Below are 25,227 nucleotides of genomic sequence, written 5' to 3' on the forward strand. Positions count from 1 at the left end.
GAGCGTAGCCGAAAACTCGAGCTTTCGGCTCCGCTCAAGCTCCCACTTCATTCATTACACTTTCCATTTTAGCAATAAGAGTTCTATTACAATAAACAGAAACGCGGCCAGTAAAAACCAACGCCAAAGTTGTGTTCCGTTGTAAGCCAAATCAATTTGTTTCTGGTGCTTTAACAGCTCATTGGTTTGTAGCAGCGCCATATTGTTTTTAGTATCCATATTGGCAATGCTTAAGTCACTCTCATTGCGGTTGGTGTTAAATGAAACCGCACCCAATTGCTCCTTTTTATTCTGATCCATGAGGATGTAATTACCCGCATGTTTTATATTGTCAATAGTGATGCTGCTATGGCTCGTATTGTTATTAATATCAAAAGCTATTTCTTCTTTATTGTTTTTTACATACACCACTTTACTATTCGTGTTCTTATCAAACACATAACTAAAAGGTTTACCAATATTGTAGTATAAACCTGCACTTTGTTTATTAACCAAAGGTAAGCGTAACATAAAAGGCACAAACAAAGCATGGCTCGTAAAATTACTCCATTCGTTTTGCAAAGGAGTACTCATGGTATACATATAACCTTTACCGTATTTCGATTTAAAAATAAAAGGCATATCGTTATTTAAAGTAGCTACTGCATACCCTTTAATATTACTGGTAATCTGTAAAGGGTAAAAGTTGGTAAGCGTTGGCCAGTTAGCTTGCTCCGGTATTTTGCTGAATACATTTTTAAATACATCATCAAACATATTAATACGTGTTACCTTTATATTTTGTGTGGTTTTAGGTCCGTATACAGGTGCATTTAATTGCTGCAAAAAAGCATTTGTCTGTGCTAAATTACCCGCATTGCTTGATGGAATAAACAATACAACGCCACCATCATTCAAGTATTTCTGCAATTCGTTTTGAAAGCCGGTAGGCATATTACTCACTTCATTTACAATAATTAATGAGGCTTGATTAAACTGGCTATAATCAATGGCTTTCTCCGTGTTGTTAATAAGCGTATAGTTTTTATCAATGGAAAATACATTTTGAATGCTACTGTTGCTGTTAATAGCTAACACATTTTTATTGCCAAATGCTTTTAAGCTTAAAAATAACTTATCGTCAAAAATAACAGGGTTATCCAATACGCTTAATTCAGCCTGATGGTATTGCACATCGTTTAAGCTAAACTGCAGTTGAATAGTATGGTTTGTATTTGCTTTGCAGCTTACGTTTGCTATTCCTTTTTGCACGCCATCTATTTTAAAGGTAAGCGGTACATCAGTAATATCCAGTTTACCATAATTACTTATTTTAACAAACAAGTTAGTAGGTGTATTAGGCAATATAAGCGGTTGCTCCACCCATGCCGAATCAATACTGATATTGTTATTTTGGTTGGGTTTTATTTGTATAAAGGTGGTTTGAATAGTTGAGTCAATTTCGTTTAAGTTTTCAAACTGGTTTTGTTGTAAATCACTTACTATGTAAGCAATTTTATTGCTGCCTGCGTTGTTCTCAAACTGTTGCTTTTGTTTGGCAATAATCTGGTTAATGTTTTTACTTTGGTTCGAAATGCTTAATTCATCAACCAATTGCATAAAATCTTTTTTGTTTACCTGTTGTTGGTGTTTACCTTCAAAATCATTGCTCAGCAATTGAAAGTTATCGTTGTCATGGTAAAAGGAAGCAATTTCTTTGGCTTTGTTTTTAGCTACTTCCAGCAGCTGGCCTTCGTTATTTTGCTGGCTCATGCTAAAGCTGTTGTCAACAAATATGCTAATGGCTTTATCCTTATTGGCAACAGGGTTTATTTTATTAAACGGAATAAAAGGTTTGGCAAAAGCCAGTACCAAACAGGCAATAGCCAGACAGCGGGCAGCCAATATAATCCAGTCTTTAATATTGCGTTGCTTTTGGTTTTGTTCCGTAATTTGTTTTAAAAACCTGATATCACTAAACACTACTTTTTTATACCTGCGTAACTGAAACAGGTGTATAATAATGGGTATAATTAAAGCACTTAATGCAAATAAAAAACTCGGATAGGCAAATAACATTTATACTTTTTGGCTTACTAGTTGTTGAATAATAGAATCAATTTTTTGTGCATTTAGTTTGTTACTAAATGGCGCTTGTAATGCATTTTTTCTTTTGGCATAATCTTCTTCATTAAAGGCAATATGCTTTAATTTATCAATGGCTTGCAACATACTTTCTGCCGAATCAGCTAAGTGAATAAACTCTGCTAAACCCGTACCTTCAACCATTTTCTGGTTGCATATTATATGTTTGCCATTGAGCAATACATGTAATAGTTTAAGCTTAATACCTGTTGATTGAAAAGTAGGTAAAATATGCATATGTGCCTGCATAATTAACTGCTGCATTTGTTTTTCGTCAGGGTTTTCAATTAAAGTAATATTGGGGTGTTGCGCTACTAATTTTTTTAATTGGTGGCTGGGTTTATAACCCGCTATAATTAACTCCGTATCTGTTTTACTGAATACCTTTTTAATTAAATATTGTGCAGCATTTTCATTTTCGTTTACACTTAATTTACCATGGTATAAAGCGTATGTTTTGCTTTCCGCATTCAACTTCCATTCAAATCCATGAAAAGCATTGATTAAATTGACGTGCTCGTATTTGTTTTGTAAATACGTTAAATCATTAGCTGAAATAGCTAAAATACCTTGCGCATAACGAAGCGCTTTTTCATACCTGCTTAACGCTTTTGCTTCCAGGTAAAAATATACTTTCTTAAAAATGTTTTTTTCGTTACTGGCTAAAGCTTGGTAATAGTGGTGTTCAATATTGTGTGTGCGTACCAGCTTAATTCTATGTTTTAGTTTAGGGTGTTTTATAAAATAAGTAGTATGCAGTCCTTCAAATAAAATGGGTGCATTGTCGTATGATAGTTCATGTAAAAGCATCCGACTGTTTCGGGTAAAAACAATCATGGGGTAATGTATTTTAAATGGATTAATTAATAGAACACTGCGGGTATAGGTTTTTATTCTGAAACAATATTTGTTTAACTCTTTGGTTATTTCTCGGTCGTTATACTCATAGCAATGTAAAGTTATCTGGTAGCCCAATTCAAACAAACTTTTTATTTTGTAAAATACATCAATCACACCACCATAATTGGGCGGTGATGGAATGTCGAAAGAAACGATATGTATTTTTTTGCTTTTAATAACAGTACGAGTAAAGTAGTCAAAAATATATAATTTATGCTATATGTGTTTAGTAATAATTTAAATGGCAAAAAAATAGTTTAACGGCCGTAAGTACAAAGGCCTAAGCCTTGCCAACTATATTACCTGACGGTAATAATCAATGAGCTTTTGCTCTTCAATAGCCCAGTTAAAAGCCTCACTTGCTTTTAAACAGTTTTTACTCAGTTGTTCGTACTGTTCCCAATTGTTCAGCAAATTATTGATAGCAGAAGCAATAGCTGTTACCTCGCAATCAGTTAAAACACTGCAAGCATATTGCTGGTTGATGTGTTGGTACTCAGGAAAATTGGCGCAAACACAAGGCACACCTGCCTGCATATAATCAAAATATTTATTGGCTAAGGAGTAGTAATAACTCAAACCAACAGGCTCCAATAAGTTTAAACCTATGGCTGCTTTTTGGGTGTGTTTTTTTAGTTCAGTCGGGTTTAAATAACCCAGGAAAATAACCTTCTCACTTAGTTTTTCTGTTTGTACCAGTTCTCTTAACGTGTTACTCAAATCACCTTCACCTGCAATCAATAATTGTGCATTGGTTATTTGGTGCATGGCTAAAATACTTTGTTCCAGTCCACGGCTTTCATTTAAAGCACCTTGGTATAAAATTATTTTTGGTGAGGCCGCAAAATTTTCAGCACTATTAACGGGCTCGCTTGTTTGTTTAGTAACAGCAGGCACATTCATAATAAATTGAAAGTTATTGTGGTATGTTTTTGACAGAATGCTTGCCAGTTGAGGTCCAACCGTATAACATAGTTTAGCATACGGAACCATTAGCTTACCCAGCTTATGCCAAACCCATTTGGTAAAAGGTCTATTGGTTACTTCGGGTACTTCGGTAAAATGCTCATGAGCATCAAACACCAGTATTTTATTATGTAATTCAACAGCTTTTTTTGCTGCCAGTAAAGTATCAAAATCTACTGCACATATAGCATCAAAATTTTGTTTAACAAGGTAAAGCAACAAACGGATATTATACTCTATGTAAAATAGTTTCCCTTTGTTAATGATGCATTTTAAGCGTGTTGTTTTAAAAGGAAAAGCATTATCAATAGGCTTGGAGTTAGGTAATAATCGGCCAATTAATTCAACCTCATAACCTGCGCGGAACAAACTTTCACATATACGTTGCATGCGCTGATCGTAACTAATGTCATTAGTTACACATAATAGTATTTTCTTTTTTAGTTGCAATGCAGTAGGTAAGCGCTATCGTAGCGCAATATATTATTATCTAACAAAAGCCTTAAAACTATTGTAAAAATTCGCATATCGTCTGTGCTCATTTTCTCAAAAAGGTCTACCGAGCTAATAGGCTGTTGTTGCACAATGCTAATTATTTCCTGCTCTATTTGTTGTGATAGTGTTGTTTTTTCGTGGGCTTTTTTATTATCAATACACACATCGCAATAGCCACAATCATTAGCGCTGTAATCGTTAAAGTATTCCAGTAATTGTCTGCTGCGGCAAATAGCCGAAGGATTGGCATAGGCTATCATAGCCTGCATTTTTTCAATATACGTTTGCTTGCGTTCTGCTAAATATTTTTTATCCAAACTTAAGTATTGTGTATCCTGTCTCGTTATGGTAAAACTCAATTGAGCTATTTCATTTGCCTTTACATAATCTATTATTTCCAGCTTATGTAAACGTTCTAAATATTTATAAATAATGGCTATAGGTTGTTTTATTCTGTTGGCCAGTTCTTGTTCGTTTATACGCAAATAGTTATCAAACAAACCACCATACGTGCGTAGCAATAACTTAATAACACCATCAAAATTTTCATTAGCTACCTGAAACTTATAAAGCTCCTCATGGTTACAAATAAATTTTATTTTAGAGGGTTCGTAAAATGCTTCCGATAGCAATATTAAATTGGATTGCTCCAGTATTTTTAAACAGCTATAGGTTTTAAAAGCATCAAAATTATAACGTTTTACAAAGCTGGCAATATCAAAATTAAAGCTCCGCTCAGGCTTTGTATTTACAGGTACTTGCAAATAATCACAAATGGCCTGGTAGGTTAAACTTATTTCATTAATGTCAGGGTAATTAACACCAATTTTTTTCTTCGCGTTAATGTCGTCACTGGCATCGTGCAGCAATACACAATAGGCTGTTTTTTCATCTCTGCCCGCACGCCCTGCTTCCTGATAATAAGCCTCTATACAATCAGGCATTTCGTAATGCACAACTGTTCTGCAATCGGGCTTATCTATACCCATACCGAAAGCATTGGTACAAACCATTATTCTGGTTTTGTTCTGAATCCAAAAGCTTTGTTTTTGGCTGCGTAACTCTCCTTTTAATCCTGCATGGTAAAAGTCAGCGTTAATATTGTTTTTGTTTAAAAACTGGGCAATCTCTTCCGTTTGCTTGCGGTTGCGTACATACACCAAACCACTGCCCTGGCTATTGTTAAATACACTCAATAGTTTAGCCGCTTTGTTTTCGGTTTGCCTTACTAAGTATTGTAAGTTTTTTCGCTCAAAGCTTTTACTGAAAATAGCTGCATTGTCTAAAGCCAATTGTGTTTGAATATCGGCAATTACACTTTGCGTTGCAGTAGCTGTTAAAGCAATGGTGTTTACCTGAGGAATTAGTTTTCTAATAGCCGCAATTTGTCGGTATTCAGGCCTGAAATCGTGCCCCCATTGGCTAATGCAATGGGCTTCGTCTATGGCTAATAAATTAATAGGTAAGTGAGGTAAATTGTTTAAGAAAAGTTCCGTATTTAATCGCTCAGGCGATAAATATAAAAACTTCATTTCCTCATCCAATATGGCATTGTTGAGTATCAAGCTAATTTCTCTATAACTTAATCCACTGTATATGGCTTTGGCTTTAATGCCTCTTTGACTCAGGTTTTCTACCTGATCCTTCATTAAAGCAATCAGTGGCGAAATAACCAAACACAACCCAGGTTTTACCATAGCGGGAACTTGAAAACACAATGATTTACCACCACCAGTTGGCAATAATGCAAGCGTATCTTTTCCTTCCAATACCGCCTGAATAATATCAGCCTGTAAAGGGCGGAATTTATTATAACCCCAGTAATGTTTTAAAACTTCAACAGGTGTTTTTAAAGGAGTGGTCATTTTTAGGTATTAAATGATTATTCCGTCTTTCATTTGCAGTTTTCTATCGCAACGCTGCGCTAACTCTTCGTTGTGTGTTACTATTACTATGGTTTGGTTAAATTGATTGCGCAAATCAAAAAACAAATCGTGTAACGAAGCTGCACTTTGTGAATCCAGATTACCACTTGGTTCATCAGCCAATAAAACAGCTGGATTGTTAATAATAGCCCTGGCAACAGCTACGCGTTGTTGTTCTCCACCACTCAGTTCGCTGGGTTTGTGGCTCATTCTGTCTTTTATACCTAAATAGTTAAATAACTCTATGGCTTTATTTTTGGCTTCACTTTCATTGGTTTTACCTATCCAGGCAGGCATCATTACGTTTTCAAAAGCAGTAAATTCAGGAAGCAGTTGGTGAAACTGGAAAATAAAACCAATATTTTTATTTCTAAAAGCCGATAGTTTTTTGTCGTTTAAAGTATTTAGCTCCTGATTGTTTATGAGTAGTTTGCCTGTATTGGCTTTGTCTAAAGTGCCAATAATTTGTAGTAAAGTTGTTTTTCCTGCACCACTCGGCCCCACAATAGAAACTACTTCGCCTGCGTGAATATGAAGGTTTATCCCTTTTAGTATTTGCAAATCATCGTAACTTTTACAAATATTTTCGGCTTTAATCATACGGGCAAATTAAAAATATTTATCTGTTATTACCTTTCCTTTTTTCAAACCAATAAAAAACTACTCCATTATTTAGTGCATTACTAATTCTTTTTTAAGTGTTTATTGCAATCGCATACAAACAAAACCAATTGTACAGAATCACTTGGAGCATATCCGTTTTTGTATAATTATATTTTTCAACTTACTTTGTACGCTTACCATGAGTAAACAACAGGCATACAAAAAAATAAACATCTTAAATAAAAAAGCAAGTTTTGAGTACCAGTTATTGACCAAATATACTGCTGGTATGGTATTATCTGGCACCGAAGTAAAATCCATTAAGGCAGGCAATGCATCCATTAGCGATGCTTTTTGTTTTTATAAGGACAATGAACTGTATATTAAAAACATGAATATTGGTGCCTTTAAGCAAAGTAGCTTTAAAGCCCATGAGCCTTTAGCTACCCGAAAATTGCTGCTTAAAAAAATAGAGCTTAAAAAATTAAAGACAAGGGGAGAGGAAAAAGGTTTTGCCATTGTACCCACTAAATTATTTGAAGCGGAAAACGGATTTATAAAATTAGAAATTGCTTTGGGGCAAGGAAAAAAAGCATTTGATAAACGCGAAACCATTAAAGAGCGCGATGTAGACCGTAACATGCGCAGACACGAAGATTAAATACGACAGAAACAAAAACATGAATATTTCATTATTAAATAAAAATGCATTGGTGTGCGGAAGTACCAAAGGAATTGGTTACGCTATAGCTATGCAAATGGCTAAGTGCGGAGCCAATGTTACTCTAATGGCACGCAATGGCGAATTACTTAAAAGTATAGTGAGGGATTTAGATACCAGCCTTGGTCAAACCCACGATTTTTTAGTAGCTGATTTCTCGCAACCACAAGAAGTAAAAGAAGCCATTGAGGTGCAGGCACAAAAACACCATATATACCATATTTTGGTTAATAACAGTGGTGGGCCTGCTGCAGGTTTAGCTATTGATGCAAAAGAAGAAGAGTTTTTAAATGCATTTAATACCCATATTTTAAGCAGTCACCATTTGGTGCAAAGTTTATTCCCTGGTATGAAACAAGCAGGTTATGGCCGTATCATCAATATTATTTCTACCAGTGTGAAAATACCTTTAAAAGGTTTGGGAGTAAGTAATACCATAAGAGGAGCAATGGCCAATTACAGTAAAACTTTGGCCAATGAATTAGCCCCTTTTCAAATTACCGTTAACAATATATTGCCAGGAGCTACTGCTACTGACAGGTTAAAACAAATTATTGATAACAAAGCCCAAAAGCAACAACATTCAACAGATGCAGTAAGTCAGGAAATGATGAATGAAATACCAATGAAACGTTTTGGCGAGCCAGATGAAGTGGCGTACGCAGCTACCTTTTTAGCCAGTGAATATGCCTCATACATTACAGGAATAAACATGCCTGTGGATGGAGGAAGAACAGGAAATTTATAATACAAAATGAAATGGTTGGTAAATGCGGTTTAGCTTTATCAACTATTTTTCATCCCTTCCAATCATGCGTTGCTCGTTCAGTAATTTTTGTTCATTAGCAATGTTTTCTTTCAATTGCTCATCATTAGGTTTGGTCGTTTTATTACCTTTTACCAGTTCGTTTAAGTCTGGTTGGCCTGCATTAACCCAGGCCGTGTACCAAATATTACTTACACTTAAAATACTTTCTTTTAAACGTCTTTCCACTTGCCCGTTAAGCATTTCATTGTAAGCTGTAGCATATTCCTTCGAATACGTTTTTACTTGTGACGAACCTTTAAATTCAATAGTATATTTTTTAGTAGCATCAAAACTGCTGCTTAATTTTTTCTCAAACGAAAGTACCGTGTCAATGGCTGCAAAACTGCTTATACTGGCTTGCCACGCATATTGCAAAGGATTGCTTATATAATAACATTTACCCACCCATAAGTCGTACCCTGCACTAAACATTTCAGGCAAACGGCTTTCCCAAAAACCATGTATGCCGTGTTGCCCCGTCAATTGCCCGTTATAGTTTTCAGAGGCGTGTAATGGAACATGCGCATCGGCTATATAATGTCCAATATCAGCCGACAAAAACAAAATTCTATCCATGTCCTTTTCTTTAAAAGCAGTGGTTAGTCGTTCCAGCATAATTTGAATATGCCAGGGCACAATACCGTATGCCAGTAACGTATCCTTAGTCAATTTTTTCACCGCATCATTCCAACGAATTGGAACAGTATCAATAGGCAATGTTTTTTCGTAATGGTCCAAGTCAATATAATGGCGGCAAGCCTCCGATGTATCGCTATACCTGCGTTTATCAGGGTTGACTGCGTTTTCTGTTAAGTAATCAATATTGGCTTTGTAAAAAGCAAACATTTCAGGCGGCAGACTATAAACCGCTAAACGGTTTACCATTTTATGTCCATAAAATCCCCAAGCCGAAACATGATGGGGTAAGTATATAAAAACACATAATAAAGCCAGGCACACTTTTTTCATTGATACTACATTTAATGCAGGCAAAATAAAGTTTTGAATAGTATTTGTAGCATGTCTTAGCGTAATTTAAGTTATTTAAAGATAACTTAATCTAATAAAGCAAAGTAATGGTTCCGTGGTAATCTTTATCGCGGTATTTTAAAATATAAAAGTAAACACCAGTCAGGGCTTTGTTACCTTCATAAGTTCCATCCCAGCATATTCCATCTTTCGAAGAATCAAACATTACATGCCCCCATCTATTGTATATAATGAGCGAAGTACATTCATTTCCCAAATGAATGCCACGTATTTGAAAACAATCGTTCTTACTATCGCCATTAGGTGTAAAAATATTGGGTATTAAAATAATAGAATCTGTTTGGGTAGGAATAAAATCTTTTACCAAAGTATCGCTGCAAAAACTATCGTTGGCTATTAACTGAATAGCATAAGGGGTGTGAAAAGGCAATTTGTGTGCATGTAAATTATTGAATTCAATAGCACTGTTATTTAAAAACCAGTCTAAATATTTATAAGGTTTTATAGAGTCAATAAAAAGCGTAGCATCAGTACAATTACTTTCCAGGGTGGTAGTAAAATAGGCATTCACCTCGTTTACCTGAATATTTATAGTATCCGTATTGGTGCAATATTCACTTTTACGCGTGGCTATATATTGTATATTTTGCGTTGGCGTACTTTTGGGTTGAGCCAGCGTTGAATCGTTTAAAAACAAACTTGGGCGCCAGATATATTTATACTGAGTGGTATCAAAAACACCTAATACTATCGATGAACCTTTACAAATAACAGTATCGTTACCAGCAAAGCGAATGGTATCGCTTAAAATATTTACAATAGCAGTAGTGCTATCCGTGCAATTGGCATTCCCTATTTTTAGTTTTACGTTATAGCTTCCCTTCTTTGGGAAAATAAAAGTAGGTTCTTTTAAAGTGCTTGTATCGGTGGTTGAATTGGCAATGCCAAAATCCCATAAATAGTCAGTAGCACCCATACTTTTATTTACAAAAGTTACTGTATCGCTGCAAGTTTTTATATTATTGGTAAATGAAGTAACCAAATTAAACTGGCACAGCAACACATTAAACTGAAAATCCCTGCGCGATAAGTTAATGAGCTTGCCTTTTCTGAACTCCTTAGTTAAAATACCCACTACATATTGCCCTACATTACGTGGTTTTACCGTTAATAAACCCGTTTTGGCATTTATGGCCAGCTCTGGCAATCCATTCATCATGTTATTTACATCATAAGGAGCTTGCCATATTACACCCGTATAAGGTGGGTTGCTGGGTGGTCTGGGTAAATTGTTAACCTGGTCAGCTCCAATATAGGGCGTATATAATTCATATGCTAAAGAATCGCCATCCGCATCAGTAGCAGAATGGTCGTAAATAAAATCGCGGTTATTACACAAAAAATTAGGCGGAACGGTTTTAAATATAGCAGACGAATTATAGCCTTTGGTTTGTACCGTATCAGGAACATAAGCCCAATAAGTAGCCCCCGTTTGTCCTGGATTTACAATATTGGTAATACTATTATTTCTGCAACAGCGCTGGTAGGTTAAAATATATCCTCCGTTAATGTAAGGTAGCCGTGCAAAATAAGTATAAATGTATTTGTCAACGCAAGCATTACTGGGTGGTTGCACACAATTATAGTTTACAGAGTTAATTCGCTGGGGCAAGCCCCTATATTTTAAATATCCGTATTGAAGATTACCGATAGTGTCAAAAACACCAATCATGGCATTCGTATCTTGTCTTATAGCAGTTGCATTTCCGTTAATACAGTCAATATAAAGCGTCAATGTAATTTCAAAACTGTCATTGGTTATATGCTTGTAAGTGATGTCGCCCCCGACCACATGCGTAGCCATTAGTTTTACCGTTGCCAATAAAAACAACACCAATAGTAGAGCTTGTTTAGTTACAAAAGGGGGCATTGCAAACGAAATTATGATTTATTTATGAATAAGGCTTCCTCTGTGCCAAAGATGACAAAAGATAAACTTAATTTTAACATAATATAAGGGCATTATCATTGGTAATTACTCAAGTTATAGTAGAATAATACATAGCAATTACTCATGAAGTAATATAACAGTTCGCAAATTTTTGTATTAATTGAATAGTTTAGTGTAGTTTAATCATTAATTTATATGGTTTAAATGCCTACATTTGCAGCATTAATTTAATTTATTTTAACTTTTTATGACTGAAAAGAAAAAAAATATTATGCTGGTTCCTGTTGATTTTAGCGAAATTAGCTTAAACGCATTAGACCATGCTGCACAAGTAGCCAAACATTTCGATAATGAATTAGTGTTGCTTTATATTGTTGAAGAATATTTAATTACTACTATTTTTAAATTTGGAAGTAACAGTGACGATAAAACACAAATGGCACGTGAACAATACTTGCCAGAGTTGGAAGAGTTAGCCAAACAAACCAATGAAAAATACGGAGTTGTTTGTAAAACAGAAGTGAGGGTTGGGCGTATTTACAAAACAGTGGTAGAAACAGCTACCGAATATGGTTGCGATTGTATTATAATGGGCACACATGGTGCCAGTGGAGCTGCACGTATTATTGGAAGCAATGCAAGCCGTGTAATAAATTACAGTACCGTACCGGTTATTGTAGTTAAATCACAAAAATGGCCAAATGCTTATAAAAATATAGTATTCCCGCTTGATTTATCAATTCAGTCAAAACAAAAAGTAAAAATGGCTATTCACTTAGCCAAATCGTACAATGCTATTATCCATATTATATACAATAAGGACAGCGATGAGTTTTTAAATAATAAAATGGTAGCCAACTTACGCCAAGTTGAAAACATTTTTGTAGAGAACGGCATTGAATACACCGTAAAAGAAGTAGACGAGTCAGTATCAGATTTTGCTGTAGAGTCTTTAAAATATGCAGAGTACTCGCAAGCCGATTTAATTATGATTATGACCCAGTCAGAAGATAAAGACTTTACCGAGTACTTAATTGATACCTATGCACAACGTATAGTGAATGCCGAAGGTACAGTACCGGTAATGTGTGTTAATCCGAGCAGAAGTGGATTTAAATCTGAATTTGTAATTTAACTTTATAGATAAAAGCAAGGGATAAGCTTTAGAATTATCCTTAAATAATAATCAATCAACAGGGCTATGAACCCTGAAATGTTTTGAAAAATGAGTAAACACGGAAAAATTTTAGTTGCCATGAGTGGCGGCTTAGACAGTACTGTTGCGGCAGTTATGCTGCGCGAAGAAGGTTACGAAGTAGTAGGAGTAACCATGAAAACCTGGGACTATCAGAATAGTGGAGGTTCCAAAAAAGAAACAGGCTGCTGCAGCCTTGATAGTATTAACGATGCCAGGACGATAGCCGTTAAGCATGGCATCCACCACATGATACTGGATATTCGTGATGAATTTGGCGATTTTGTAATAGATAATTTTGTTGATGAATATTTAGCAGGCAGAACACCCAATCCTTGTGTTTTGTGCAATACCCATATTAAATGGGAGGCATTGATTAAAAGAGCCGATATGCTTGATTGCGAATTTATAGCTACAGGCCATTATGCCCAAGTTCGTCATGAAAATAACCGTTACGTTATCAGTAAAGGTTTGGATGATAATAAAGATCAATCGTATGTTTTATGGGGTTTAACACAAGAAAGCTTAGCTAAAACCCGTTTTCCTTTAGGTGGTTTTCGCAAAACTGAAATAAGGCAAATGGCTATAGACATGGGTTACCAAGAACTAGCCAATAAAAGCGAAAGCTATGAAATATGCTTTGTGCCCGATAATGACTACAGAGGTTTTTTAAAGCGCAAAGTAGATGGATTAGAGCAACGCGTAGAAGGAGGTAACTTTGTTACTGCCGATGGAAAAGTATTGGGCAAACACAGAGGTTATCCGTTTTATACCGTTGGGCAACGCAAAGGATTGGAAATAGCTTTAGGCGAACCCATGTTTGTATTAAACATTATGCCCGAAACCAATACCGTAGTGTTAGGTAAAGAAGAAGAGTTACAACAAAAAGGTATGTGGGTTAGAAACGTAAATATGGGCAAGTTTGAAACATTGGTCAATCCAATGGAGTCATTAACAAAAATACGTTACAAAGACCCGGGCAGTATTGCCACTATTGAACAAGAAGGCAATAGAATGAAAGTTATATTTAATAACCATGTAAAAGCAATAGCACCAGGACAAAGTGCTGTTTTTTACGATGGCAACGATGTAATAGGAGGCGGTTGGATTCAGTCGAGTTTTGATGTATAGTTGATTTTACATTCACTATTTTTATAACACGAACGTTATGTTTAGCATAAGCCGGTAACAAGGCTTCTATTTATTATAGAAAATTATATTTATTTGTAAAACAATGAAGCCAATAGCAAGCATACTTATTTTATTTTTTATTGTAGTTTCATGTCGGAAAGAAAGCGACCCGATACCCGGGCAAAATAACCAGGGTATTGAGTATTTTCCTATTGATAGTGTTAAACAGTACTTATATGCAGTTGATAGTATTGCTTACAACGATAATAACAACAGTATAGATACGTTCAGCTTTCAGTTGAAAACTCAATTTGTAGAAAGTTTTTTAGATAACAGCGGCATACAAACGTGGCGTATTAAGCGTATGGCAAAGTATGACACTACCGGTAATTTTATTGAAATTCAAAATTACTTTTACAAACGCAACGGTAGTTATTTAATAGCCACTGAAAACAATGTAGAGTTACTAAAAGCCATTTTACCCATTAAAGCAGCATTTGTCTGGAACGGTAATTTGTTTAACTCCTTAGGGCGTATTAACTCAAAAGTAGATGCTTTAAATTCCGATTTTATACTAGCAGATACCACCTTTATTAATACATTACAAATAACAGAAACCTTTAACAGCGATTTTATTTTAGAAACAAATAAGCAAAGCATTTATCAGTTTAACAGAGGTTTGGTTTATGTACAAAATAAAAATATAGAAACACAATATATAGATGGCAAGGAGCGTAGGTCAGGTTACGATATACGCCAAAAATTGATTGGTATAATTGAATGAAGCAACACATCGCGGTCCTTTTCTTTTCATTGTTAAGTTTATTAGCAAACGCACAACAAACAAGTTATTTTATTTCGTTCGGTAATAAAGACACTGCTGACCTTAATACCAGTACTACCTTTAGCACATTAAACCCATTGCAGTTTATTTCGCAAAAGTCTATTGACCGCAGGCTAAAGTTTAATTTACCTGTTATAACCATACAGGACTTACCCATTAATGAAGCATATATAGCACAAGTATTGAGTAAAGGATTTGTGTTGCAACACACTTTAAAATGGTTTAATGGAATAATAGTTAGCTCCACTACAAACAATATAGATTCTATTAATAAATTACCCTTTATAAAAAGCATTCAGTTAATAGCAAGCGAACAGATTGCAGAGAAAGAAAAGGAAATAGATTTAACCGAAAGAGTTAACTTATTAGCGCAAAAATTTGATAAGAATGAATTGATAGATTCATCATCCATCAATGGTTTTTCTAATTTTCAATTAGCATTAAATAATATAGACCAACTTCATAAAAAGCAATTGAAAGGAGCTGGTAAATATGTGGCGGTATTTGATGCCGGTTTTAAAAATATGCAGCGCTCGCCTTATTTTAACCAACAAAATATTATAGCTACTTATAACTTAGTTAACAGCGATGAAAGTGTTTTTGCCAGCAATCAGGAAGAACATGGTTTGAGCGTAGCCGGATGTATAGCTGCCAATGCACCTTACAGGTATATGGGAGCTGCACCTGAAGCTAAATTGGTTTTATTTGAAACGGAAGTAGAAGATTCAGAACTGCCTATTGAAGAATATTATTGGGCTAAAGCCGCGGAGTTGGCTGATAGTTTAGGGGTTGATATTATTAATTCATCGTTGGGTTATACCGTTTTTGATGATGAAAAATTAGGACATAAATACAAGGAGTTTTCAGGTAATAAAACGCTCATAGCACAAGCTGCAAACATAGCTGTAAGCAAAGGCATATTGGTAGTAGTAAGTGCAGGTAACGAAGGCGATAAAATATGGGAAAAAGTAAGTACACCTGCCGATGCCGATAGCGTAATTACAGTAGCCGCTTGTGATGCACAAAAAACAGTAACCACTTTTAGTTCGGTTGGATTTAGCAAAGGAAAAAACCAAAAACCGGAGGTAACCGCTCTGGGCGAAAAAGTACAATTGGTGAATGCAATGGGTAAGGTAAGTAAAGGCAATGGTACTTCCTACTCAACACCTATTATTACCGGTTTATCAGCTTGCTTAATGGAGGCCTATCCCAATAAAAACCCACATGCTATTAAACAAGCATTTATACTCAGTGCCGATCAATATTACGACCATAATAAATACTTAGGCTACGGTATAGTTGATGCTTTATTGGCCTATGAAATACTAGCTGATTATACACGCGATACTTTACTTGATTTCAGACCCTTAGCCGATAGTAATTACCATGCTGTTGTGTTTAGTAGCTCAGATCAAAAAGTAGAAATTGAAATAGAAATTCAATCAGGCGATGAAAAAATAATTAGCAGGCAGAAAGAAAAAATACAAGAAGGCATAAACCGTTTTGCAGTTATAAAAACAAAAAAACTCCAACAAGGGGTTTATATTTTGAAAATAAAAACCAATGCAGGAGTTTTTCTTATAAAAAGGTTTGAGAAACTGTAGAAGTAAAGTAATTAAAACTTATTCTTCCACATCATACTTTCAACAGGTTTAACTGTACGTTTATTGTATTTAGCTCCTTTTTTAGTATTGTACATAATATCAATTTCGCCAGCTACTTCAAAATAAATTAACTGACCAATAGGCATACCTGCGTATATGCGTACAGGTTGCGTTGACGAAATTTCCAGTGTCCAGGTATTGCAAAAACCAACATCACCTTTTCCGGCTGTTGCGTGTATATCAATTCCTAAACGTCCGGTACTTGATTTACCTTCTAAAAAAGGTACTTGGCGATGTGTTTCAGTATATTCTGCAGTTACACCCAAATACAAAGTATTAGGCTGCAACACAAAACCCTCTACCGGAATTTCAAATACGTCTATTTTATTGTGTTCGCGTGCATCTAAAACGCGGTCCTTGTAACAAGCCAAATAACGTCCTAAGTGAACATCATAACTATTAGTTCCTAAACACTCCTTTTTAAATGGTTCTATTAAAATATTACCATTCTCAATTTCTTCAAGTATTCGTTTGTCAGAAAGTATCATTTTGCGTTGAAATAATTTTTTATTAAAGTGCAATAAAAAATAAAATCTTATTTACTTTGCCCACTATCAATCAACAATTAGCTATTAAAAATTTTGACCAAAATTTTTATGGGTTAAAATAATACCGGTCCATATTATTTAGAAAAGGACAAATAGCGGCTTAAAAGTACAGCAATAATTTAAACAACTAATTTTAAAATATATGACAAATGCACAAAACCTTGGTATAGGTAGCAGAGTTAAACACCACGATTATGGTGATGGCGTAGTAATTAATGTAAAACCCAATACCTATTATATAACTTTTGTAGCTGAAGGGGCAAAAGAAATTTCGCGCACTAACCATAGTTTGGAAATAATAGAAGCGGTGGAGCCACCGGAAGATTTAATTAGCAGTGCGGAAATAGAGAAAACACTTATTGGCATATTGCGCAGATGGACAGATGTGCAAGAGGAAGTATTTTTACACAATAAATGGCAAGGTGGTAAAATGGTTTTTTACCCTGCCGATAAAACCCAACAAGCCAAAGAAATTCCTATTGACAGCTTTTTTCACAAAATTGTAATGTTACGTGATAGGTTGAGGGTTTTAGAGCAAAGAATTAATGCCCACGATAAATTAACCGATGAAGACAAAGTAAATATGCAACAGTATATTACTAAAATTTATGGCTCCTTAACCTCATTCAATATTTTGTTTAAGTACCCTCACAATAATTTTGTAGGAGAAAAAGGAAAAGGCGAGTAGGGGCAGCATAATGAAGCAAATAGGCATTTTTTCAGATACACACGGTTTTTTTAACCCTAATTTATATAAATTTTTTGAGCATTGTGATGAGTTATGGCATGCGGGCGATTGGGGAGATGTTGCTACTTTTGACAAGGTTGAGCAATTTAAACCCTTAAAAACTGTCTGGGGTAATATTGATGGAACCGATTTAAGGGTAAGAATGCCCGAAATACTTATTTTTGAAGAGCAGGGATTAACAGTTTGTATGCTTCATATTGGAGGATACCCTTTAAAATATAGCCCAAAGTTTAAACAAATTGTTCAGAAACAAAAAATTGACATAATGATTTGCGGGCATTCACATATTTTGAAAGTAATACGCGATAAGGAATATAATTTACTGCATATAAACCCCGGTGCCGCTGGTAATCATGGCTTTCATAAAGTTTGCACCGCTGTAAGGTTAAAAATAGAGCGGGGCAAATTGTTTGATTTAGAAGTTTGGGAACAAGCTAAAAAATACTAAGTCACGCAACCCTTTAAGTTTTGCTATTGACATAGTTATTAATTTTATTATTTTGCTAACCTATTTACAAGTATTAGAGAATGAAAAAACTTTTTTATACAATTTCAATTTTGGCATTAAGCCTAAACACCTTTGCTCAACAAAAAGTACATGTTTGTGGTACAGATGAGCATTTACAAGCCAATTTAAAAGCCGATCCTGCTTTAGCAGCTAAAAAGGCACAGTTTGAGCAAAACTGGAAAGTAGCAGCTCAAAGCTATAACCCTAATGATTACAAAAACACAAAATCAATGGGTAAAGCAGCCGCTAAAAAATATATTATTCCTGTTGTGGTGCATGTTTTTCATTCAGGTACTTCATCAATTGAAAACATTTCCGATGCTCAAATTAAAAGTGAAATAGCTCAATTAAACAAAAGTTTCAGAAATTTAAATAGCGATACCAATAAACGCAGAGAAATTTTTAAAGACATAGCTGCTGATATGGAGGTTGAGTTTAGATTAGCTAAAAAAGATCCGAAAGGCAATTGTACCAATGGTATAGTTCGTGTTTATACACCACTTTCTGATAATGGCGATGATGTATTAAAAACAAAAAGTGTTTGGGATACCAAGCGTTATTTTAATATGTGGGTTGTAAGATCAATCAATAGAGGTAGTGGAATAGGTGTAGCGGGTTATGCTCAATTTCCTTTTGCTGCAGGTGCTTTATCAGCAGCAACTGATGGTGTAATGGTTATTTATAACGAATTTGGAAATATTGAAAAATCATTACCAGGTCAAACACCAAATGTAACTACCACTACCCATGAAGCAGGCCATTGGTTAGGTTTATACCACCCATTTCAAGATTCAGATACTTGCGATTCAGAAGGTGATGGCGTATTTGATACCCCAAAAACTTTTTTTAGACCGACCAGCTCATATCCTTTGAGAAACGAATGTGGTAACCCTACTTACAATTCATGTGGTGGTAAAGATTACAGATATATTCCAGAAGGAGGTACTACCTTTATTAGTAATGTTGACTTAACTAAATTTGGCGAAGCATTAGAATTGCCTGATATGCAAGAAAATTTTATGGATTATTTTATTGGTTCATGCGCAAGCAATATGTTTACTTTACAACAAAAAGCACGTGTTCATTTTTGCTTAGAAAATTATAGAAGCCAATTGTGGGATGAAGAAAATTTGTTAAGAATAGGTGTTAGCGATTCTTCTCCTGCTAACTTCTGTCTAACGACATCAGCAATACCAAGTATTTATTCAAATGTAAATAATATCTGTGCCGGAAATGCTGTTACATTCAGTAACAATACTTATAATGGAACAGCAACAGCCTATAACTGGACTTTTGACGGAGGTACTCCTGCTACATCAACAGCTGCAAACCCTGGTAACGTTGTTTATGCGAACCCAGGTGTATATAATGTAAAACTAAGTATTACTACTAACGGAGGAACCGTTGATACTACTTACGTTAATTATGTAAATGTAGCTAACAATGTAGCTAACAATGCAACATTAAACTTTGCTGATTGGGAATACCAAAATAACTGGCAAGAACAAGGCTGGAGTTTTGTTTCAGAAAATGGTAGATCAAAATGGGTTAGACAACCAGGTGTATCATACAATGGGGGAATAGCCAGTATGAAATTAGAAGATGATCCATTTAATCAAGTTCCTTCTAGCGGATTTGAGCAAAATTTCATTTCTCCATCATTTAATTTATCAGCAGCAACTAATCCTACTTTTAATTTTGCTTTTGCTACTGCTTTAACTACAGGTCCTGGCTCTGCTACTTCGGCAGATGAATTAAGAGTATACTCATCTACTAACTGCGGAACTACTTGGACGCAAATGACAGGAACAGGTATTCCTTCTTTGGGAACTAATATTTCAACTACGGGTACTACCAGATTGGATTACACCATTGGTTTTGTTCCAACTGATAAAAGCAAATGGCGTGAAGTAAGCTTAGTGGCTCCTAAACAAGCTAATGTGCGCTTTAAAATTACTTTACTTAGAAAAGGTGGGGCTACATTTTTCTTAGATGATGTAAGAGTAAGTGCCAGCGGATCTTTAGGTATTAAAGATTTAGCAGAAGCTATTAATTTTAATATAGCTCCAAATCCATTTAGTACTAGTACTGAATTAAGCTACGATTTAACTACAGCTAACGAAGTGAAAATTTCAGTAATTGATATTTTAGGAAGAGACTTAGGTACTGTGCAAGAGGGTAAACAACAAGCAGGTAACCATACTGCAGTACTTGATAAAAACACTTTAGGATTAACTAACGGTATTTATTTTGTAAGAGTTGAATTAGGAAACCAAAGTTTTGTAAAGAAAATTATGGTTAACTAAATAGAAAAATAAAAAACTATTTAAATAAAAAACCCTGACTATTAAAGGTTGGGGTTTTTTATTGCTTAAAAGTGAAAAAAAATTTGTGAGAAATAATCCGTAGCCTTACTTTCGCAGATGGAGAGTTGGCAGAGTGGTCGATTGCGGCAGTCTTGAAAACTGTTGTCTGTAACAGGACCTGGGGTTCGAATCCCTAACTCTCCGCCAGTTTAAAATAAAAACAACAAAAAAGCCTTTTAATCTTACGATTAAAAGGCTTTTTTGTTGAAGTCATATCTTTACAGCACGGTTCCATTTACGTTCATATTACAATTGATAGCAAAAGGGCTGAAATCTCTTTAGGAAAAGAGTGTATTCCCGAAGATTAGCAAATTTTCAATAAAAAAGCCTCCAGGTGTTGCCAAGCATGATAAAAAGGAGAGTCAGGGGCTTTTAAAAAATTATAAACTAAAAGAGGGAGGTTATTACACCTCCCTCTTTTACTAATTAAATATAAAATAAAGCTTAATCGTTCTTTAACAGTTTTTTTGTTAACACCAATTTGTTTCCATTGTATACTTTAATAAAATAAACACCCGATGTCCAGTTAGCAGAATTAACTACAAGGGTTTGGTTAGTGTTTATGTTATTAATAGTATATACTTCTTTGCCCAACACATCTTGTATTTCTATTCTATCAGCAATCTCATTATTAAACTCAATAGAGAAAGATTCGTAAGAAGGGTTAGGATAAACAGAAATCATATTTTGGCTTAACGTAAGTGCTTCTTTTTCTTTTGTACCAGTATGTGCTTGTGCCATTCTCGGAGGTGTAGGAGCACATGTCATTTGGTTGATAGGGATAATTCCTCCTGGTTCAAAATTGGAAATAAGAAAGTCATTGAAGCCTATTCCTTTACTGTGCCCATTTAACACAACAGTAGTTGGGGAAGGATTAGTAGGTGTATTAGGCATGTGTGCAGGATTGGCATAATAAGTAAATCCAGGGCCTCCCACATAAGCATGATCCCAGATCAGATCCCAGTTTAAGATATTGTTGAAAACGTTGCCTGGATCAATATAGGCAGGAGGAGTTGGGACAGTTAAAGGCTGATAGATCTGATCCACCAAACGTCCTGATCCCAGGATACCATAATTTCCACCTTCTATATAATTACATTTTATCCATACACCTATCCAGTAAGTAGAAGGATAATTATTTTCACCCAGCGTTGCTATATAAGGGTCTTTATCGTAGCTCACCACCACTCCGCTGCGCAATGGGTAAATGATATTATACCGGATTTCATTTCTTTTGCCATAAGTACTAACACCTCCCGTATCAAACCCAATATATTCATTATCGAAAAATTCAATACCATTGGTATATCCTGAAACATAGTTATCGCTGATATCAGAGTATGTAGCATTTTTAACAGAAATGCCGGCAATATTAGCAGGATTGCCGTTTTGCAGGGTACAGTTTTGAATATCTATATCCGCGTTACTGATTGGGTTAATAACTCGTATACCGTATTCATTATTATTGCTTTTCATGTCTTCATAGCTCACATAAAGTCCATGGGCATCATTTGCATCTATTCCTGATTTGAAGAGCGCACGGTAAAAATTATTGACATATTGAACATCACGAAGAAATCTTCCTCTAAAACCAGTAACTCTAGAACCATTTAGGGCAACACCAAACAGGTAATTACCTACAGCACGGAAAAAATCTCCTCTTTTGCCACTAGTATATACATAACAATTGTATGATCCTCCCATGTTTGATTTTAAAATAACGTAAGGAGAATATGTTCCACACGCACTTGTTTTAAGACCAAACATACGGTTAGCATAAATAAAATTATGGGAGGTAAATGATGCACCATCATTCATATTGGTACCCAAAAGCGCAATATGCAGGTTGTTATTATTAAAATTATTGAATAGAATGTCCATGCTTTCACCACTTACAAAATTGCCGTAGTAACGGTATATACCAACCGCAGCATTAGAGATTCCGCATTCGGAAATAGTACCTTTAGTGAACCGGCCGTTATACAAAATACCATCCCAGGAAGTACAACCTGTAAGCACCGAGTGATCGATATTCAATATTCCGTTACCCGTTACTTCAATACGCGAACACGAGTATGCTAATACCACGCTTTGTGTAATATTAACGGTATACCCCGCAGGTACTATTACTGTCTGGCCCGATTTAATCTGATAGTTACCAGAAGGTACATTAATCTTATGTATTCCCATGCTCACCTTTTGGCTCACATATAACGCGAGGTCGATATATGTTGCTCTTGCTTTTTCACAATCATATCCGAAGCTTACAGTTTGTGTTTGAAAGGTACAACCACCATAACTAACCGTTACATAATAATCGCCAGGTAGGTTAACATACATGCTTTGTGCAGTAGGAACCTCAGTATACGGATCGGGTGTATAAGGCATTCCATTAAAATACCATTGAACAGATAAGGCTCCACTGCTTAAGCTACCTAGGTTTGGAATAGAAAGGGTAGTAGGCAGATTGTTGCCATTGGAAGAAAGTATGGTGATAGGGTTATCATCTTTCACTACACTATTTATACCATAAGTAATTCCGGTATTGGTAGCAGTAATACCAGTAAGGTAAATAAGTGTTTTACAATTAGCAGCCACCTCTTGTACCCGGGTTACATCTATTTCAGCTAATCTGTCGGCATAAATATTTCCTGTTCGAGTTAAAAATCCCAGAGAGTAGTCAGGGTTAAAACGGGCAATCATAATATCAGAAGTGTTTGTAGCCGGTGTGCCCGGTAGCCCTGTTCCACTTACAGTATTATTATGTGTATATGGAATTACTGCACTATTAGTTGTAGCGATAAGATAGGTGTTGCTCAACCAGTCTCTTTTAACACAAACGGGAGTGACAACAGGAGATGTTACAGCTTGATAAAAATACGTGGCATAGTTAACAGTAGCCAAAGTAGATGTTAGTGAAATATAGAAGTTATTGTAAACGCTGCCGCTAATATTTTTCTGATATGCATTTGCCGGTGTTATGGAATTGAGACCGGATGATTTGGTTAAAAAGGAGAGATGAAAATCATTTACTGCTGATGGCGAAGTGTAATTCTGCACATCGATTTTGGGCATATCCTCATCTTTTCCATCTGTACCTATTGATGCTGCATAATAGGAGTAAAACTCTCCGGAACCATGAAAGGCCGGGATGTCGAAATGTATGGCAAATATTTCTTTGTCTGAATCAACAGCGTTGGAGCCAATAACAGTAGTAATTGAAGGGCTAAATCCCGCTGCGTTTGAGTAAGTTGTTCCGGTAACAGCAAGCTTAGTGGTATTGCTCATAAAGTCAATATCAGTTACTTCATCCTCTTCGATAGAACCAACAAAAACATATTTAATCGGGTCAAAAACAACTCCGCTTATAGGAAGATCATAAGGTAGTACAGTACAAACAAAACCATCTTTACCACCTTTAAAAGGATATAGTCCTGTATAAGGAGTTAGATTTAAGGTTGCATTATAGGTGTATCCGCCAACAAGGAATCCTGTTTGCGGAGCACCATCATCAGAAATACATGTAGCACCATCATCATTTGGTCCTCCTATATATAATGATTTCAATAAACCTCCAGTGCTGTTAAATATGGATACAAATGCATCACTTCCTCCATTAGCAGAATTGTACGTAGCTCCTGGTAATACTCCTGAGTTTGACCCTGTTCCTGCTGTGGTTCCGCATACTACATATACAGAACCGTTTGCGCTCACATCGGAGAATGTAATGTTACAGTCAGTATATTCCATAGTAGAGCACCACTGTATAATACCTGCAGCATTAAAGTGTGCAATAAATGCACGTTCCGCTGCTTCTCCGTTAAAGGTGGAGTATTTGGCACTACCAGGCGATAGGTAAAAAGTAAGTGTATTGGTTGTTCCCACAATATTTATATCGCCATTTGCATCATGCTTAATGGCATTTCCAGAAGTAAGGCCATTGCCTGTTCCTCCGCCATTAATAGTTGATGGACCGATATTGTTAAAGAACTGAAGTGTAGGGTCAATTACCAGTATTTTTGTTTGATCATACTTTGCAGGTTGAAACGATACAATATTATCTGTATGTGTAAGATGAATAAAATCTACTTGTGTATGTTGTGCATCATCATAATAGGAGAGAGGGATATTATCCGTTATGGTGCCTAATGATGTTTGGATATTCATGGCATCGCCTTTTACATCCAATTGATCTGCGCCATCTACCTGGAATTGAATATCTGCAATGTTTGCCCCGGGATAAACAATAATATCATACTTTATTGAATGGTCCTTAACTGTGTATACTAAATCAATAGACGGGTATAAGTTATGATAGGTTAACTTTTGGTATCCTGATATATTGGTAATTCCTTCTCGGTTTTTATCCGAATAAAAATTGTACCTGCCAGTTGCTTCATTACTGGTGGTTACTGATACTGCAGGGTTACTGTTTAAAAAGCGAACATCTACTTTGTGTGCTTTAGGTTTCTTTTTATCTGAAGAGTTATACTGAATGTAGGAAACGGTGTTCTTCTGGAAAAAGATTCCCGTGTTTTTAAGTTCGGTGTAATACAATACGGCATCGGTATTTTTTCCATGTTCATCATGGATTTGACCTTTGTTCTTAATAAAAGCGAGTTCGCTTTTAGGTTGAGGAGGGGAGGCAGGGTCTGCTGCATACAGGTAGCAAGCAGAAAAAAGCAAGGAAGCTGAAGCCATTGCTTTTAATAAAAGATGTTTCATTTTCATAATTAATAT

18 protein-coding genes and 1 tRNA gene are annotated in these 25,227 nt (G+C 35.5%); 10 read left to right on the forward strand and 9 right to left on the reverse strand.

From position 1 onward, the window contains the following. Nucleotides 1–54: 54 nt before the first annotated feature. The 5 genes from V4538_08235 to V4538_08255 form a co-directional block, all read right to left on the reverse strand. Nucleotides 55–2,058 carry a BatA domain-containing protein gene (locus V4538_08235; protein MES2381014.1) on the reverse strand — a complete coding sequence of 668 codons (2,004 nt, stop codon included), beginning with the start codon at nt 2,056–2,058 and terminating at the stop codon, nt 55–57. After that, complete coding sequence (locus tag V4538_08240) at nt 2,059–3,138, reverse strand: hypothetical protein (protein ID MES2381015.1); 1,080 nt, start codon at nt 3,136–3,138, stop codon at nt 2,059–2,061. A 180-nt stretch (nt 3,139–3,318) separates the two neighbouring features. Beyond that, nucleotides 3,319–4,380 (reverse strand): glycosyltransferase, encoded by a 1,062-nt coding sequence (locus tag V4538_08245; GenBank protein MES2381016.1) that lies wholly within the window; start codon nt 4,378–4,380, stop codon nt 3,319–3,321. 50 nt (nt 4,381–4,430) lie between these two features. Beyond that, complete coding sequence (locus V4538_08250; GenBank protein MES2381017.1) at nt 4,431–6,350, reverse strand: ATP-dependent DNA helicase RecQ; 1,920 nt, start codon at nt 6,348–6,350, stop codon at nt 4,431–4,433. A 9-nt stretch (nt 6,351–6,359) separates the two neighbouring features. Then, complete coding sequence (locus tag V4538_08255) at nt 6,360–7,010, reverse strand: ABC transporter ATP-binding protein (GenBank protein ID MES2381018.1); 651 nt, start codon at nt 7,008–7,010, stop codon at nt 6,360–6,362. 202 nt (nt 7,011–7,212) lie between these two features. Here V4538_08255 and smpB point away from each other — a divergent pair, with 202 nt between their 5' ends. Next, nucleotides 7,213–7,674: an SsrA-binding protein SmpB gene (gene smpB / locus V4538_08260; protein MES2381019.1), complete on the forward strand. Its 462-nt coding sequence runs from the start codon at nt 7,213–7,215 to the stop codon at nt 7,672–7,674. Nucleotides 7,675–7,693: 19 nt separating this feature from the next. Further along, on the forward strand, nt 7,694–8,482 hold the full coding sequence (locus V4538_08265) for an SDR family oxidoreductase (GenBank protein ID MES2381020.1): 789 nt from the start codon (nt 7,694–7,696) through the stop codon (nt 8,480–8,482). A gap of 42 nt (nt 8,483–8,524) precedes the next feature. On the opposite strand, the gene V4538_08270 is transcribed toward V4538_08265, so the two are convergent. Both V4538_08270 and V4538_08275 read right to left on the reverse strand, forming a co-directional pair. Beyond that, a complete protein-coding gene (locus V4538_08270) occupies nt 8,525–9,511 on the reverse strand; it encodes a zinc dependent phospholipase C family protein (GenBank protein MES2381021.1) in 987 nt (328 codons plus the stop codon). A 91-nt stretch (nt 9,512–9,602) separates the two neighbouring features. Continuing rightward, nucleotides 9,603–11,462 (reverse strand): gliding motility-associated C-terminal domain-containing protein, encoded by a 1,860-nt coding sequence (locus tag V4538_08275; GenBank protein MES2381022.1) that lies wholly within the window; start codon nt 11,460–11,462, stop codon nt 9,603–9,605. A 268-nt stretch (nt 11,463–11,730) separates the two neighbouring features. Here V4538_08275 and V4538_08280 point away from each other — a divergent pair, with 268 nt between their 5' ends. The 4 genes from V4538_08280 (at nt 11,731) to V4538_08295 (ending at nt 16,257) form a co-directional block, all read left to right on the forward strand. Next, nucleotides 11,731–12,618, forward strand: a complete 888-nt coding sequence (locus tag V4538_08280) for a universal stress protein (protein ID MES2381023.1) — start codon at nt 11,731–11,733, stop codon at nt 12,616–12,618. Nucleotides 12,619–12,708: 90 nt separating this feature from the next. Beyond that, nucleotides 12,709–13,809 carry a tRNA 2-thiouridine(34) synthase MnmA gene (gene mnmA, locus V4538_08285; GenBank protein MES2381024.1) on the forward strand — a complete coding sequence of 367 codons (1,101 nt, stop codon included), beginning with the start codon at nt 12,709–12,711 and terminating at the stop codon, nt 13,807–13,809. Between the two features lie 103 nt (nt 13,810–13,912). Then, the gene (locus V4538_08290; protein ID MES2381025.1) at nt 13,913–14,593 is read left to right on the forward strand and encodes a hypothetical protein; all 681 of its coding nucleotides are present in this window, start codon (nt 13,913–13,915) and stop codon (nt 14,591–14,593) included. Beyond that, a complete protein-coding gene (locus V4538_08295; GenBank protein ID MES2381026.1) occupies nt 14,590–16,257 on the forward strand; it encodes a S8 family serine peptidase in 1,668 nt (555 codons plus the stop codon). The genes V4538_08290 and V4538_08295 overlap by 4 nt, the downstream gene beginning before the upstream one ends. An 11-nt stretch (nt 16,258–16,268) precedes the next feature. Here the strand turns inward: V4538_08295 and dcd are convergent, their stop codons facing one another. Next, on the reverse strand, nt 16,269–16,805 hold the full coding sequence (gene dcd, locus V4538_08300) for a dCTP deaminase (protein ID MES2381027.1): 537 nt from the start codon (nt 16,803–16,805) through the stop codon (nt 16,269–16,271). A gap of 202 nt (nt 16,806–17,007) precedes the next feature. On the opposite strand from dcd, the gene V4538_08305 reads away from it, so the two are divergent. The 4 genes from V4538_08305 (at nt 17,008) to V4538_08320 (ending at nt 20,634) form a co-directional block, all read left to right on the forward strand. Beyond that, on the forward strand, nt 17,008–17,553 hold the full coding sequence (locus tag V4538_08305; GenBank protein ID MES2381028.1) for a hypothetical protein: 546 nt from the start codon (nt 17,008–17,010) through the stop codon (nt 17,551–17,553). Between the two features lie 10 nt (nt 17,554–17,563). After that, entirely contained in the window at nt 17,564–18,061 is a 498-nt protein-coding gene (locus V4538_08310; protein MES2381029.1) for a metallophosphoesterase family protein, read from the forward strand. An 80-nt stretch (nt 18,062–18,141) separates the two neighbouring features. Continuing rightward, on the forward strand, nt 18,142–20,427 hold the full coding sequence (locus V4538_08315) for a zinc-dependent metalloprotease (GenBank protein ID MES2381030.1): 2,286 nt from the start codon (nt 18,142–18,144) through the stop codon (nt 20,425–20,427). 119 nt (nt 20,428–20,546) lie between these two features. Beyond that, nucleotides 20,547–20,634 (forward strand) — tRNA-Ser (locus tag V4538_08320). Nucleotides 20,635–20,931: 297 nt separating this feature from the next. Here V4538_08320 and V4538_08325 read toward each other — a convergent pair. Further along, nucleotides 20,932–25,218: a T9SS type A sorting domain-containing protein gene (locus V4538_08325; protein MES2381031.1), complete on the reverse strand. Its 4,287-nt coding sequence runs from the start codon at nt 25,216–25,218 to the stop codon at nt 20,932–20,934. Nucleotides 25,219–25,227 lie beyond the last annotated feature (9 nt).

Source organism: Bacteroidota bacterium (assembly GCA_040388375.1).
GTDB lineage: Bacteria > Bacteroidota > Bacteroidia > UKL13-3 > UKL13-3 > JAAFJM01.